Annotated in this window: 12 protein-coding genes; 1 reads left to right on the forward strand and 11 read right to left on the reverse strand. The window is 58.4% G+C overall.

Annotated features, from left to right (window positions below):
* Position 1: 1 nt before the first annotated feature.
* From rfbA to CAURIC_RS09750, 6 genes are all read right to left on the reverse strand, one after another.
* On the reverse strand, positions 2–880 hold the full coding sequence (gene rfbA / locus CAURIC_RS09725; protein ID WP_035113566.1) for a glucose-1-phosphate thymidylyltransferase RfbA: 879 nt from the start codon (positions 878–880) through the stop codon (positions 2–4).
* Positions 880–1,638, reverse strand: a complete 759-nt coding sequence (locus CAURIC_RS09730; RefSeq protein ID WP_052094970.1) for a dTDP-4-dehydrorhamnose 3,5-epimerase family protein — start codon at positions 1,636–1,638, stop codon at positions 880–882. The genes rfbA and CAURIC_RS09730 overlap by 1 nt, the downstream gene beginning before the upstream one ends.
* 192 nt (positions 1,639–1,830) lie before the next feature.
* Positions 1,831–2,586, reverse strand: coding sequence for an iron ABC transporter ATP-binding protein (locus CAURIC_RS09735; protein ID WP_035113565.1), 756 nt, complete (start codon positions 2,584–2,586; stop codon positions 1,831–1,833).
* A complete protein-coding gene (locus tag CAURIC_RS09740) occupies positions 2,583–3,641 on the reverse strand; it encodes an iron chelate uptake ABC transporter family permease subunit (protein ID WP_052094968.1) in 1,059 nt (352 codons plus the stop codon). The genes CAURIC_RS09735 and CAURIC_RS09740 overlap by 4 nt, the downstream gene beginning before the upstream one ends.
* A 10-nt stretch (positions 3,642–3,651) precedes the next feature.
* Entirely contained in the window at positions 3,652–4,632 is a 981-nt protein-coding gene (locus tag CAURIC_RS09745; RefSeq protein ID WP_052094918.1) for an ABC transporter permease, read from the reverse strand.
* A gap of 59 nt (positions 4,633–4,691) precedes the next feature.
* Entirely contained in the window at positions 4,692–5,693 is a 1,002-nt protein-coding gene (locus CAURIC_RS09750) for a siderophore ABC transporter substrate-binding protein (protein ID WP_035113563.1), read from the reverse strand.
* 278 nt (positions 5,694–5,971) lie between these two features.
* Here CAURIC_RS09750 and CAURIC_RS09755 point away from each other — a divergent pair, with 278 nt between their 5' ends.
* Positions 5,972–7,279: an MFS transporter gene (locus CAURIC_RS09755; protein ID WP_035113562.1), complete on the forward strand. Its 1,308-nt coding sequence runs from the start codon at positions 5,972–5,974 to the stop codon at positions 7,277–7,279.
* A gap of 40 nt (positions 7,280–7,319) precedes the next feature.
* On the opposite strand, the gene rfbB is transcribed toward CAURIC_RS09755, so the two are convergent.
* The 5 genes from rfbB to CAURIC_RS09780 all read right to left on the reverse strand — a co-directional run bounded on the left by rfbB (position 7,320) and on the right by CAURIC_RS09780 (position 12,902).
* Positions 7,320–8,462, reverse strand: coding sequence for a dTDP-glucose 4,6-dehydratase (gene rfbB, locus CAURIC_RS09760; protein WP_290182680.1), 1,143 nt, complete (start codon positions 8,460–8,462; stop codon positions 7,320–7,322).
* Positions 8,463–8,496: 34 nt separating this feature from the next.
* Positions 8,497–9,573 carry a c-type cytochrome biogenesis protein CcsB gene (ccsB, locus tag CAURIC_RS09765; protein WP_290182682.1) on the reverse strand — a complete coding sequence of 359 codons (1,077 nt, stop codon included), beginning with the start codon at positions 9,571–9,573 and terminating at the stop codon, positions 8,497–8,499.
* Between the two features lie 100 nt (positions 9,574–9,673).
* Positions 9,674–11,278, reverse strand: a complete 1,605-nt coding sequence (locus CAURIC_RS09770) for a cytochrome c biogenesis protein ResB (RefSeq protein ID WP_290183436.1) — start codon at positions 11,276–11,278, stop codon at positions 9,674–9,676.
* Positions 11,279–11,484: 206 nt separating this feature from the next.
* Positions 11,485–12,291, reverse strand: a complete 807-nt coding sequence (locus CAURIC_RS09775; RefSeq protein WP_265914126.1) for a cytochrome c biogenesis CcdA family protein — start codon at positions 12,289–12,291, stop codon at positions 11,485–11,487.
* Complete coding sequence (locus tag CAURIC_RS09780) at positions 12,288–12,902, reverse strand: TlpA disulfide reductase family protein (RefSeq protein ID WP_035113561.1); 615 nt, start codon at positions 12,900–12,902, stop codon at positions 12,288–12,290. The genes CAURIC_RS09775 and CAURIC_RS09780 overlap by 4 nt, the downstream gene beginning before the upstream one ends.
* Between the last annotated feature and the right edge of the window lies 1 nt (position 12,903).

The following is a 12,903-nucleotide window of genomic DNA, read 5'->3' on the forward strand; positions in this document are numbered from 1 at the left end:
GTTATCCACCTACTTCCTCACGCACCAAAAGATGCTGCAGGTAACGCCCGTAGGCGCTTTTCGCTAACGCATCCGCCCTGGATTTCAGCTGATCATTATCGATGTATCCCAGCCGCCACGCGACTTCCTCCGGACAACTGACCTTCAACCCCTGGCGCTTTTCGATTGCGCGAACAAAGTCGCCGGCCGCGGCCAGATCGTCCACGGTTCCGGTATCTAACCAGGCCGTACCGCGGGGCAGTATCTCCACCTGCAAGCGGCCTTGCTGCAAATACGTGCGGTTGATGTCGGTGATTTCCAGCTCGCCCCGTGCGCTGGGAGACAGTCCCTTTGCGATCTCCACCACATCCGAGGAATAAAAATACAGTCCCGGAACCGCATAATTGGACTTCGGCCGCTGGGGCTTTTCCTCTAGGCTGAGTGCCCGCCCGTTGGCGTCGAAGTCCACCACTCCGTAGGCCTGGGGCTCTGCTACCCAGTAGGCGAAGATGGCCCCGCCGTCGGGATTGTTGAACCGGCGCAGTTGCGTGCCCAACCCGGCACCGTAGAAGATGTTGTCCCCCAGCACTAGAGCTACTGAATCTTTGCCGATGAAGTCCTCGCCCACAATGAACGCTTCGGCCAATCCCCCTGGGTGATCTTGCACCGCGTACTGCAGGCTCACCCCGAACTGGCTGCCGTCGACCAGAAGTCCTTTGAACTGCTGAGCATCGGCGGCCGTGGTGATCACCAGGATCTCCCGCACACCCGCCAGCATGAGGGTAGTCAGCGGGTAGTAGATCATCGGCTTGTCGTACACGGGCACCAGCTGCTTGGAAATCCCTTGGGTGATGGGCCACAGCCGGCTACCCGTCCCACCGGCGAGGATGATGCCTTTCACTAGCGGCCCCTCCCGCCACTGGGGTTCCGGGCGCCGCTGTTATCGGAAGGCTCGCTCCACGCTTCAGATTCGGCCAAGGCTTCGGCCCAGTCGCGCCGCAGTTCTTTTTCCCATCCCCGAACGTCGTTATAACTGCTCAGTCGGTCCCGTACCTGGTCCACGGTCGGCGCCGTGGCGTCCTTCGGCGACAATACCGCTGCCGACTGCTCAACGGGCCAATTGATGTTCAGGGTGGCGTCGAAAGGATGCAGGCCAAACTCCCGGTCTGGGTCGTAGGCTTCGGTCACCAGGTAGTACAACGTGGCGCCTTTTTGTTCCGACGCCACCCCGTGCCCCACGCCCAAGGGAACGAAAAGGGCGAAATTGTTCTGTTCGTTGAGGGGCACCTGCAGGTGCTTGCCGAACGTGGGGGAACCCACCCGCACATCGACCAGCACATCGGTTACTCCTCCGGCCACGCACGTGACCAGTTTCGCCTGTCCGGGAGGAACTTCTGCGAGGTGGATGCCACGGATGACATTCGCCCCCGACCGCGAAAGATTGGACTGCGCAATATTGAGGGGATACCCCAGCTTCTCCGTGAACTGCTCCCCACGGAAAGCCTCGTGGAAACTGCCGCGATCATCCCCGAACACGCGCGGTACGTACACCCAGGCGCCTGGAATGGGCAGATCCACAATGGATCCGGGATCGGCTTGTTCCAAGGCCTCGGCGATGGAACGGCCGTCGGCAACGGTGGTCAGCTGGGTATCGCTCATGGAGACAATGTTAGCGGGTGTGCGTGGGCGGAATGCATCCTCGGTAAGCAATCAGAAAGATTCCCCGATCCATTACTCCGACCCACGTCAAAGCCACGTCACACCCACACTGCGTTTCTATCGGGGTGGGTTTACACGAAAGATTGCTCTTCTGGATTTCACGGCATGGAGAATCCAAAGCTTGGTAAAAGCTTAGTAATAGACCGCCAAGGGGCCATCCGGGCCGTCGATAACCGTGACGGCGGTGTTGAAGATGTCGGTGAGGATCTCCCCCTCCATGATCTCTGCACTAGGGCCGAAACGGGCGATCTGACCGTTTTTCACCGCGCAGATGTAATCCGCGTACTTGGCTGCGAAGTTGATATCGTGCAACACCACAATGATTGTGCGGCCAAATTCCTTGGCGGCGCGCTGCAGGTGGCTCATCATCTGCACCGAGTGCTCAATGTCTAGGTTGTTCAGGGGTTCATCCAACAGCACGTAATCAGTTTCCTGGCACAGCACCATTGCCACATAGGCGCGCTGGCGCTGTCCACCCGACAACTCATCGAGGTAGCGATTCTCCAGCTCGGTCAAGTGCAGGAAGTCAATGTACCGACTGATGATCTCCTCGTCCTGCCTAGTGAGGCGCCCATGGGAGTGCGGGAAGCGCCCGAACCCGACCAATTGGCGAACCGTCAGCTTGGTAATGAAGTGGTTTTCTTGCCGAAGAATCGACAACACCTTGGCCAAGTCCTTGGACTTCGTGGAAGAGACATCCATCCCCGCGACCGTGATCTGTCCCTCATCGATACCCAGCAGACGCCCAATCATCGTCAACAAGGTGGACTTGCCTGCTCCGTTTGGTCCCACGAGTGCGGTAATGCCCTGCGCGGGAATATCCAGAGTTGCCGGGCCAATAGCCACATCACTGGTGTACGCCTTGCGCACATTCTCCAAATGAATCACAGTTTGCCCTTTCGCAAAATGACGTACAAGAACAGCGAACCACCAACCAGTTCGATGATGATGCTCACCACTCCCTGGGCATAGAACACGTGGTTCATCACGAAGTAGGCGCTGGTCAGCACCACGAATGCGGTGACGAACGCCATGGGGAACACCAGCCGGTGGTCATACGTACCGGCAAATTGATAGGCCAAGGTTGCCACGAGGAACCCTAAGAACGTCATGGGCCCAACCAACGCGGTGGATACGGCCATCAGCACCGTAACCAACACCAACACCATGATCGTGTTCCTACGGTGATTGAGGCCGAGGTTCGCGGTGGCGTCGGGTCCCAAAGAAATAACGTTGAGGCGACGCGACATCACCAGTAGCCCAACCCCCGCCAAGCCCACAAGCACAACCGAGACGGGGAAGTATGCTGGGTCTGCGTTAGACACGCTGCCGAAAAGGCGCGCCGTCAGTACATCGAATTCACTGGGGGTGAGCATGCGCTGTAGAAACGTGGATACGGAGCCTAAACCTGCGCCCATGACAATGCCCACCAGCAACAGGGAGTGCATGTTGCCCCGCTTGCCCGTGAGCAACCAGCCGTAGAGCATGACGGCCACAACCACCATCAGGGCGATCTGTGCCACGAACATTCCCGTGGAACGCCCAGCCGCTACCCCGGCGATGCCGAGGAAGTACACCGTGGCGGTGTGTAGCGCCACGTACAGAGATTCAAAACCCATGATGGATGGCGTGATGATGCGGTTGTTGGTCACAGTATGAAATGCCACGGTGGCCAGCGACTGGCACAGCGCAACGATCACGATGGCGATCACCGCGTTCATACGGCGTTCGGCGAGCAACCAGAAAGCCGGGGTTCCCACCGGCATGGGATTTCCATAGGCCAGCAACCCAAACGCGAAGGCAAGACCTGCGAGGACCAGACCAATGAGGATAAGCCAGTAGGTGCGACGAGCCGTCGCCGTGGGGAACGCGCCGGCGGACCTGGTCGATCGCGACGCGGATTCTGCGCGAACGGCCACTGGCGAGAACTCGGTAGGTGAAATGGAAAGCCTATTAGCCACGACGACGTTGCCTCACGATCATTGCAATGAACACTGCCGAACCCACCACGCCCAGGATGACGGACACGGGGATTTCAAATGGAGCGATGACAATGCGGGCAAGCAGGTCACACACCGCAACTACGGCAATGCCCGTGAGTGCTACCCACGGCAGATTGCTGCGCAGGTCATCACCACGGATCATGGAAACCAGATTGGGCACGATCAGCCCCAGGAACGGCAGGTTGCCCACCACGACCGTGACCACACCGGTGGCGACAGCCACCAGGCCCGTTCCAAGAAAAAGCACGCGCTGGTAGTTCAACCCCAACCCCGTGGCGATGTCTTCGCCCAAACCAGCCACAGTCAGGCGGTCGGCGATGAGGAACACCGCGACGACCACGCCAGCGACGATCCACAACACCTCATATTGCCCCTTAAACACGCTGGTGAAGCTTCCGGCGAACCACACGGTTAGGGACTGCAAGGCGTCGAATTGTAAAGCGATAAATGTGGAAACAGAAGAGACCACAGCACCCAACATGATACCCACGATGGGGACAACCAGCGACGACCGGAGGGAAACCCGCCGTAAGAAAAGGAAGAAAACCAGCGTGCCGATAAACGATGCCACAATAGCCCCGACCATCCGACCGGTCAGCGAGGCGGTGGGGGCAAAGATCATGACCAAGAGCAACCCCAAACCGGCCCACTCGGTGGTGCCGGTGGTGGTTGGGGAAACGAACCGGTTCTGCGTAAGCATTTGCATTACCAGCCCGGACATCGCCATGGCCGCGCCGGCGAGCACCAATGCGATGGTGCGCGGGATGCGAGTGAGGGCGAATATCTCGGCACCATCCTCACCGGAGAAGATGTCGTATTCGCCCGTCATCAGACTCGCGGCCAGTAGCGCTGCAACAAGCAGGACGGCGAGAAGCAACTTGAAATCCAGTCGCTTACTTCGTGTGGTGCGTTCCAAGGTAGCCGTCGCCAACTCGTCCTCCTTTGTTGTCAGAGTGCGCGCCCTGGGTGAGGGTGCTCACCTCAGCAGCTCTAGGCCTTCTCGAATGCGTCCGCGATAGCGTTCAGCATCTCGGTGTAGGTGATGATGCCTTCGTTGACGTAGGTATCCTCCGGCGCAAACACGACGACGTCATTCTTGACAGCCGGGACGTTCTTCAGAGCATCCGCGCCCTTTAGTACGTCCGCAGCGGGCTTGTATCCGGGCTCCTCAGCAGCGGAAATCGCAGCATCACGATCCATGACCAGCATTACATCCGGCTTGGAGTTTGCGATGGCCTCCACGCTGATGTCATCACCCTGGTGGTCATCGGAGGCGTTAGCTACCTCCAGCGCAGGAGTCAGCTTCAACCAATCGAAGATCGGACCGAAGAAACGGCCTTTACCTGGGGCTACATAGCCCATTTCACCGCCGGAAACGTTGATAGCCATGACCTTCTTCTTCGGGTCGTAGGCCTTCTTCGCGCGTTCGATCGCCTTATCGAAGTCATCCACGAGTGCCTTAGCCTCGGCCTCCTTGCCGAAGATCTTGCCCATGGCCTCGGTCTCGCGCTTCAATTCTTTGTCCATAGACTCGCCGTCACGCGGTTCGAATTCCACGATCGCGGCTTGGGGGTTCAGCTTCTTGATCTCGTCGTACTTGGTCTTAAAGCGTTGCCCGTTGATGATCAGATCTGGCTGTGCAGCCACTAGGGCTTCCATGTTGGGTTCACGGTGGCTGCCCATATCCTTGATGTCATCGTTGTTGCGGATGTTCGGCAGGGTCTTGGGCACAATCTGCTTTGGCGCGGCAACTAGGTCCACACCCCACTTGTCCAGAATCTCGAACGTGCGGTTGTCGGTCGAGGCGATCTTGGTCGGCTTCATGGGCACCTGTTGCGTGCCGTGATTATCCTCAATGCTGATCTTCTGGGCGTTTGCATCGGCGGAAGACGTTGTTTCTTTAGATGAGCCGGCATCGTCGGATCCGCAAGCAACAAGAGTGAGACCCGCTGCAACAAGCGCAGCTGCAATCTTGGTTCGGGTGAAGGTCATTGAGAAATCTCATTTCACTAGGATTGGTCAACTGATTTTTGCCGCCGGCCGTCACCCGGTGCGCTGTAGAGCCAATGACCGTGGGGCGGCCACTCCTCTTGTGCCGGCGCCTCACATCCAAGGATTAGGCATGGCTAACCCTAGCTCTAGAAAAGTAAGGCTAGCCAAAGATAGGGTTGCCTGACAAATCCCCCACCCCCGCAGCAATTTCTACGGAAGCTAACAAAAATAGCATTTATTGCACAGAATTTCTTCTCCAACAACTATCGTGATCTGTTATGTCTGAAACATCGTCGCGTAGCCAACCCGCTGCTCATGAGGAAAAGAAGATTCTCGCAGCCACCCTCGTAGGTACGACCATTGAGTGGTACGACTTCTTCATTTACGCTCAAGCCGCCGGGCTGGTGTTTGCCTCCCAGTTTTTCAAGCCCCTAGGCGAGGACAACGCCACACTTGCCCAGATCATCTCCTGGGCCTCCTTGGGCATTAGCTTCCTCTTCCGCCCCCTGGGAGCGATGGTCGCTGGTCACCTCGGCGACAAATTGGGTCGCAAGCGCGTTCTCGCCGCCACCTTGATCTTGATGGGAGCATCCACCGCGGCGATTGGCCTGCTGCCGAGTTACGCCTCCATTGGCATAGCTGCGCCGGTCCTGCTGATCTTGCTGCGCGTGCTCCAAGGCTTTTCCGCCGGTGGCGAGTGGGGTGGCGCCGCCCTTTTGGCAGTGGAACACGCACCTCGCAACAAGCGCGGCCTATTTGGTTCCTACCCTCAGCTGGGCGTGCCACTCGGACTCTCCGCCGCCACGGCGGTTCTGCTGATTCTCACGGCCATCGTCGGTAAAGATGGTTACATCGAGTGGGCGTGGCGCATCCCATTCCTCCTCTCCATCGCACTCGTGGTGGTGGGTGCAATCGTTCGCTCCCGCGTGGCCGAATCTCCCGTGTTCGAAGAAATCCGTGAACGCGCACAGCAGTCCAGTGCCCCCTTGGGCGTAATGATGCGCGAGCACCCTGGTCTGGTAGTCAAAGCAGCCCTGATCTTCGCCGCCAACAACGCAATCGGCTACATGGTCATCGCGTTCATGGGATCGTACGCAGCCAAGACGTTGAAACTACCCCAGCAGCAAGTGTTCATCGCCGTCATCGTGGCTTCCCTCCTGTGGGCCGCTCTCACCTTGTGGTCGGGCGCGTTGTCGGACAAGATCGGCCGCCGCCAAGCCTTTACTCTCGGCTACATTTCCCTGTTCGTCTTAATCGTGCCCGTCTGGCTACTGATCGATACGGGCAAAATAGTGTGGTTCACCGTTGGCATCCTGTTGCTCATCCCTGGCTTGGCCCTGAGCTACGGTCCACAATCCGCCATGTACGCCGAATTGTTCCCCCGCTCCATCCGTTTCTCCGGAGTGTCTGTTGGATACGCATTGGGGTCCGTGCTGGGCGGAGCTTTCGCACCTATGATTGCGCAACTTCTGCTGGATAAGACCGGCCATGCCTGGTCCATCGGCATCTACCTCATGGTCTTGCTGGCCATCTCTACAGCTGCCACGTTGACTGCACCGAAGGATCTACACACCCGCGAGCTGTAAGCCCCTTCCGGACCCTTCACTCCTATTCGCCGCCGAACCGTTAAATCTCTTTTTCGGTTTGGCTGTATTTCTTTTCCGACGCCACCCTAGCCTCCCGCCACCACCGCTCGTTGGCTTGGTACCAATCCACAGTGGCCACAAGCCCTTCACGGAAGTCCGTGTACCTCGGTTGCCATCCGATGGCCTGAATACTGCTCGGATCAATCGCGTATCGGCGGTCGTGGCCTGGGCGATCAGTCACGTGGACGAAATCATCAGCACTGCGCCCAAAGACCTCCAGAAGATCCCGCACAACCTCAATGTTGCTGCGCTCCCCGTCCGCGCCAATGAGGAACGTTTGTCCGTTTTCAATGGCAACGGAGGCGGGGTCTGACGCTGCCACCGCATCGAGGATCGCCCACACCGCGTCGTTGTGATCATCTACGTGGATCCAATCCCGCACGTTGGCACCGGTGCCGTACAACCGCGGTTTCTCGCCATCAATTAAGCCTGTGATCTGCCGGGGGATGAACTTCTCCGGATGCTGGCGCGGACCGTAGTTATTGGAACAGTTGCTAATGGTTGCGGAAAGCCCGCGGGAGCGTACAAAGGCCCTCACGAAATGGTCCGCAGAGGCCTTGGAGGCGGAGTACGGGGAACTGGGTGCGTAGGGAGTATCGACGGTAAACCGCGCTGGATCATCGAGAGCGAGGTCCCCAAACACCTCGTCGGTAGAGATGTGGTGCACATGGATGCCATGCCGCACGGCGGCCTCGCACAAATTAACCGTGCCTTCCACATTGGTCCGGGCAAAGATCCCGGGCCGCAACAGCGAATTATCATTGTGACTTTCAGCCGCAAAGTGAACGATTGCCGCATGGGAATTGGTACTCGGCAAACCGGCCACCCAATCGGAAACTAGGGTTGCGACCGCGTGGGCGTCGGCAATATCCACCTGCAAAAAAGAAAAGCGATCGGGAAAGGCCTGCACAAGTGGCACCCCATCGGGGGTGGTGAGGTTGGCGGGATTGGCGGCGTACGTCATGGAGTCGACCATAAGGATGCGTACTTCGGGGCGGTGCGCCAACGTGCGGTGGACAAAGTTGGAGCCAATGAACCCGGCACCACCCGTGACGAGCAGTTCCGTGAAGGCGCCGGCAGCACCTGAGTCGCACTGAGAGGCAGCAGTGGAGGTGACACTCATACTTAGAGCATAGAGGGCACGCACGGGGAGGGGACTAGTTGAGCCCCGCGTACGAGTGCAGACCCGCAATAACGATGTTGATGAAGAACAAGTTGAACACCATCGTCGCAAATGCCACGACGTTGATCCAGGCGGATGCCTTACGGAACCCCGGCGTCGCTCGAGCGTGCAGGTACGCCGCGTAGAGGATCCAGGTGATCAGGGACACGGTCTCCTTCGGATCCCATCCCCAGAAACGGCCCCATGCCGCGTCAGCCCAGATGGCGCCAAAGATGATACCCAAACCGAAAATCGGGAGAGTCCACACACACGCGCGATATGCCAGGGCATCCAGCTTCTCAGCTGCGGGCAGTGGCGAAATGATCGCACCGAGCACCCCCTTCTCCTGACCCTTGGGTTGCGTCCGGCGGAACAAGTACATCAAGGAGGCGATGCCGGAAACCAAGCCAATGCCACCACCGATAGACACGGTAGAGACGTGAATCACGAACCAGTAGGAACGCAGGGAAGGAACCAGCGGTGCGGTCTCGGCGTACAGCTTTGTACCCGCGTAAAACATCACGGCCACCACGGGAACCAGCACCCACGGCCACATCACGCGCATGGACTTGCGGCGAATAACGAACGCGGTGATCACCATGCCGAACAGGGTGACCATCGTGATGTATTCAAACAGGTTGCCCCACGGGAAGCGATGAGTTGCCGTTCCACGCAGTACGACCTGCAAAAAATGCACCGCAATACCCAGCCACACCAATGCCTGGGTAATACCGCCCCACTTATCGGCGCGCTTCACGCGTGCGATGACGTTTTCGGAACGCAGGCGTTCCGGCAGGTGATCTTCCAGCGCTGTACCGCGGGAATCGTCACCGCGTTCCAACGTGGCTACACCACTAGACCCCCCAGTGGCCGCACTAGCGCCAACCGCCGACGCGACCTCTGCGCCCTTACTCAGCTTCTTCATTTCAGCAGCGCGTGCCGCGCGCAGCTCATTGGCGATACGCACCATGCCATAGAAGACCAACGACACAGCTAGTGCCAATAGGTAAATGCCCACGGTGGTGCGGTAGGCCAAATCGGAAAACTGCGATAAATCCTGATCGATGTTCATCTCAACCACTCAAATCCTTCGCGAATACGCGCCTCGTTCCGCAATCCGGCTGAGGATCCGAAGCGGGGCAATAGATCTAAAACTAGCCGTTTGACTAGGCCTAAACAAGATGGTCGTCCAAGCCGTCGTTGTACCGGTGATCCCAATCCGAGTTACTTGCGTCATGGGTATCGTCAAGGTCCTCTTCCTCCAGACCCAGCAACCGCTCGGCCTTTCGGTTGAATTCACGGCCCCAGCCGGCAGAATCGGTGCGGGACAAACCGGCGATTTCAATCGTCGTCGTGCCAGTCCCATTCGGAATCAAACGGACCCAGAACCGGCGGCGCTTGATCATCAAAGACAGCGCCAAGCTTCCCAGCATCAACACTGCGAACACCAGTACCGCGTACACCGTTGGATCGCGGGAGACCTGCAGGTTCACAAATTCCTCAGCACCATCGAAGGTAATTTTAGTGCCATCGTCGAGCGTTACGGACTCGCCTTTTTTCAGGTTTACGCGGTCCAACATTTGCATCGCGCCACTGTGCATCTGTCCCGGATCGAGGGAGAAAATATTCTGGCTGCGACCACCATCCAGTCCAGTGTCACCGCGGTAGACGTCCACAGCCACGGCTGGGTCACGCATCGCTGGGAAGTTCGAGCTGAGGATCTTGTTATTCGGCCCAGTGAATTCCGCTGACGGCGCGAACAGACCTTGGATGCTGATCTGGTGTGCGCGGCGATCCTGCAGGTTCGGATACATACCCGCCGGTGGATCCCACCGCATCGCTCCGGAGGACAGGAAGAACGTCAGATCATCAGGTCGGAACTGAGTGGTCTCCGTGCGCTTTTCACCATTCGGCCATTCAATGGTGAATGTGGGGGCGTAACCGTGGCCCTGCAAGTACACGCGGTTACCCGCTAAGCGCAGTGGGTGATTCACACTCAACGTGGCCTGGTTCCACTCTTCCTTCGGCTTAAACGCCTGTTCGGGGTTAGCCCAATCGATGTTGGATGCGAACTCCACCGCTTGGCCGTTCGGCGTATAAGTGGCCGAAAAGTCCTTGACGTTCACGCAGAACGGAGTAAGCCCCGTACCGTCGAATAGCGCACCATGGCGGAAAGAATCGAAGTTGGAGACCGCGGAGTTACAAAACTCGGATTGCTCCGTGCCGGCTACCACGATCACTTGGCCCTCATAGTAGGCCAAGCGCCCCAATCCAACAGCTGCCAAAATACCTACAAGCGCCAAGTGGAACACCAAGTTTGCCGCCTCGCGCAGATATCCCTTCTCGGCAGAGATTGACCAGTGGCCCGCACGGTCGTCCTCGGCCGGGGTTTCGCGGACATTCCATCCCTTGAACATCTCGCGCACGCGCTTCTTGGCAGTGCTCTCGTCCACCTCCACTTCCCCACTGACGGAATGCGGCATGCGCGTCAATCGCTTCGGCGCCATCGGTGGATGAGTGCGCAAGGCCTTGTAGTGGTCCCATGTGCGCGGCAGGATGCAGCCAATCAAGGACAGCACCAGCAGCACATAGATGGCGGTGAACCAGGGGGACGAGAACACATCGAAAAGCCCCAGTTTGTCGAAGACCTGCGCGGTCTTCCCATTGGCGTTGATGTAATCCAGCACCTTGGACTCGTTGAGCGACCGCTGTGGCAACAGCGCACCGGGAATCGCGGCAATCGCCAGCAAGAACAACAGCACCAACGCCGTCTTCATCTTGGTCAGCCACAGCCACCCCCTCTTCGGCCAGTCCACAATCCGCGCGGCCACACTGCGTCGCTTCGGCCCGGACTGTGCCGTCGCTGCAGGCTGGCGCTGGTCAGTGTTGTCTTTTTTCATTGCCTCTAGTTCCGTTGTCTTCGCTGACTTCTTCTTCACGAACCGTCAATCGCTTTCTTTTCTCGACGCCCATTCCCAGCGGGTTAAATGGGCAGCGTGGCGTCGGAAATAAATGCCTGGCGAATGTACTCCACGAAAACCGCCCACTGGCCGGTGACCAGCAACAACCCCACGATGATCAACAATGCTCCGCCAATCATCTGAATGAGTCGGGAGTGCCGGCGCAGCCAGCCCACCCCGGTCAGGGCCTTGGAGGATCCGAACGCGACCAAGATGAATGGCAATCCCAAGCCCAGGCAATAAGCAATGATGAGGGCAACTCCGCGGGCTGCCGTCATGCCTTGAGTGCCGGTGGAAACCGAGATGATCGCGGCCAGCGTGGGACCCAAACACGGAGTCCAACCGAGCGCGAACACACCGCCCAGCAAGGGGGCCCCGGCGATGGTGGTCCAACGTTTGGGCGCCAATCGGGTATCGCGCTGTAGGGGTTTGATGAATCCCAAAAAGACGATTCCCATGATGATGGTGACCACTCCGCCCACGCGCATGAGCAGCTCTTGATTGAGCTGCAACGCGGTTATCGCGCCGAAAACACTGACGGAGGCGAGGACGAAAACCACCGTGAAGCCGGCAACGAACATCAACGCCGCGGACGCGGTTTTCGCCCGGCGCGCTTTCACCACGGTGCCCTGGGCAGTGTATTCGGTTTCCGCTCCCACCACGCCAGCCAGGTAGGAAATATAACCCGGTACCAGCGGAATCACACACGGGGAGGCGAAGGAGACCACCCCGGCGAGGGCAGCGGCCAGCAGGGCCAGAATGATCGGGCCGGACGCGGCTGTATCCGCAAACGACTGCCCGATCGACGACTGGGCGGCTAGGTACGTCATTTTTCGGATTCTTCCAGCAGCGGTTGAACTACCTTCCACAACTCATCATCGGTGACTTCCTTCAGGAAGATATGCGCGGGACGGTGCTGCTTATCTAGGACGATGGTGGTGGGAATCACACTGGCTGGAACACCGCCCAACGCCAGTGCCGTCTTAAACGGCGGATCGTAGATAGACGGGTAGGTAATGCCGTTGTCCTTGACGAAATCCTGGGGCTTCGAACGGGCTGCATCGCGCACATTGATCCCCAGCAGGGTGCCACGACCGTCTTTTTCTAGCTTTTCCTGTACCCGCTGCAGGTCGTCGGATTCCGAACGGCACGGCCCGCACCATTGTCCCCAGGAGTTCAACACGACGACCTTGTTGTCGAAATCGCTGAGCTGGATGGGTTTATCGGACAACAGGTCCTTGCCCTCAAAATTCTGCACTTCTTTGCGCTCGCTGGGCGGGTAAGAAATGCTTGTTTGTCCACCGGGGGAAACGAATTGGAAGGTTCCCCCCACAGCTACGGCATTCTGCCCAGCCGTGTTTTCTTCGCCACAGGCTGCAATAGTGGCTGAGAGCCCGATCGTGGCAATGGTCGCACCGATCTTCTTGAACCTAGACTGCATC

This window comes from Corynebacterium auriscanis, assembly GCF_030408435.1.
Lineage (GTDB): Bacteria > Actinomycetota > Actinomycetes > Mycobacteriales > Mycobacteriaceae > Corynebacterium > Corynebacterium auriscanis.

Coding starts and splice junctions, on each gene's coding strand:
- CAURIC_RS09730 (WP_052094970.1), bottom strand. CDS start 1,638: ATGAGCGATACCCAGCTGACCACCGTTGCCGACGGCCGTTCCATCGCC.
- CAURIC_RS09750 (WP_035113563.1), bottom strand. CDS start 5,693: ATGACCTTCACCCGAACCAAGATTGCAGCTGCGCTTGTTGCAGCGGGT.
- CAURIC_RS09755 (WP_035113562.1), top strand. CDS start 5,972: ATGTCTGAAACATCGTCGCGTAGCCAACCCGCTGCTCATGAGGAAAAG.
- rfbB (WP_290182680.1), bottom strand. CDS start 8,462: ATGAGTGTCACCTCCACTGCTGCCTCTCAGTGCGACTCAGGTGCTGCC.
- ccsB (WP_290182682.1), bottom strand. CDS start 9,573: ATGAACATCGATCAGGATTTATCGCAGTTTTCCGATTTGGCCTACCGC.
- CAURIC_RS09770 (WP_290183436.1), bottom strand. CDS start 11,278: ATGAAGACGGCGTTGGTGCTGTTGTTCTTGCTGGCGATTGCCGCGATT.
- CAURIC_RS09775 (WP_265914126.1), bottom strand. CDS start 12,291: ATGACGTACCTAGCCGCCCAGTCGTCGATCGGGCAGTCGTTTGCGGAT.
- CAURIC_RS09780 (WP_035113561.1), bottom strand. CDS start 12,902: ATGCAGTCTAGGTTCAAGAAGATCGGTGCGACCATTGCCACGATCGGG.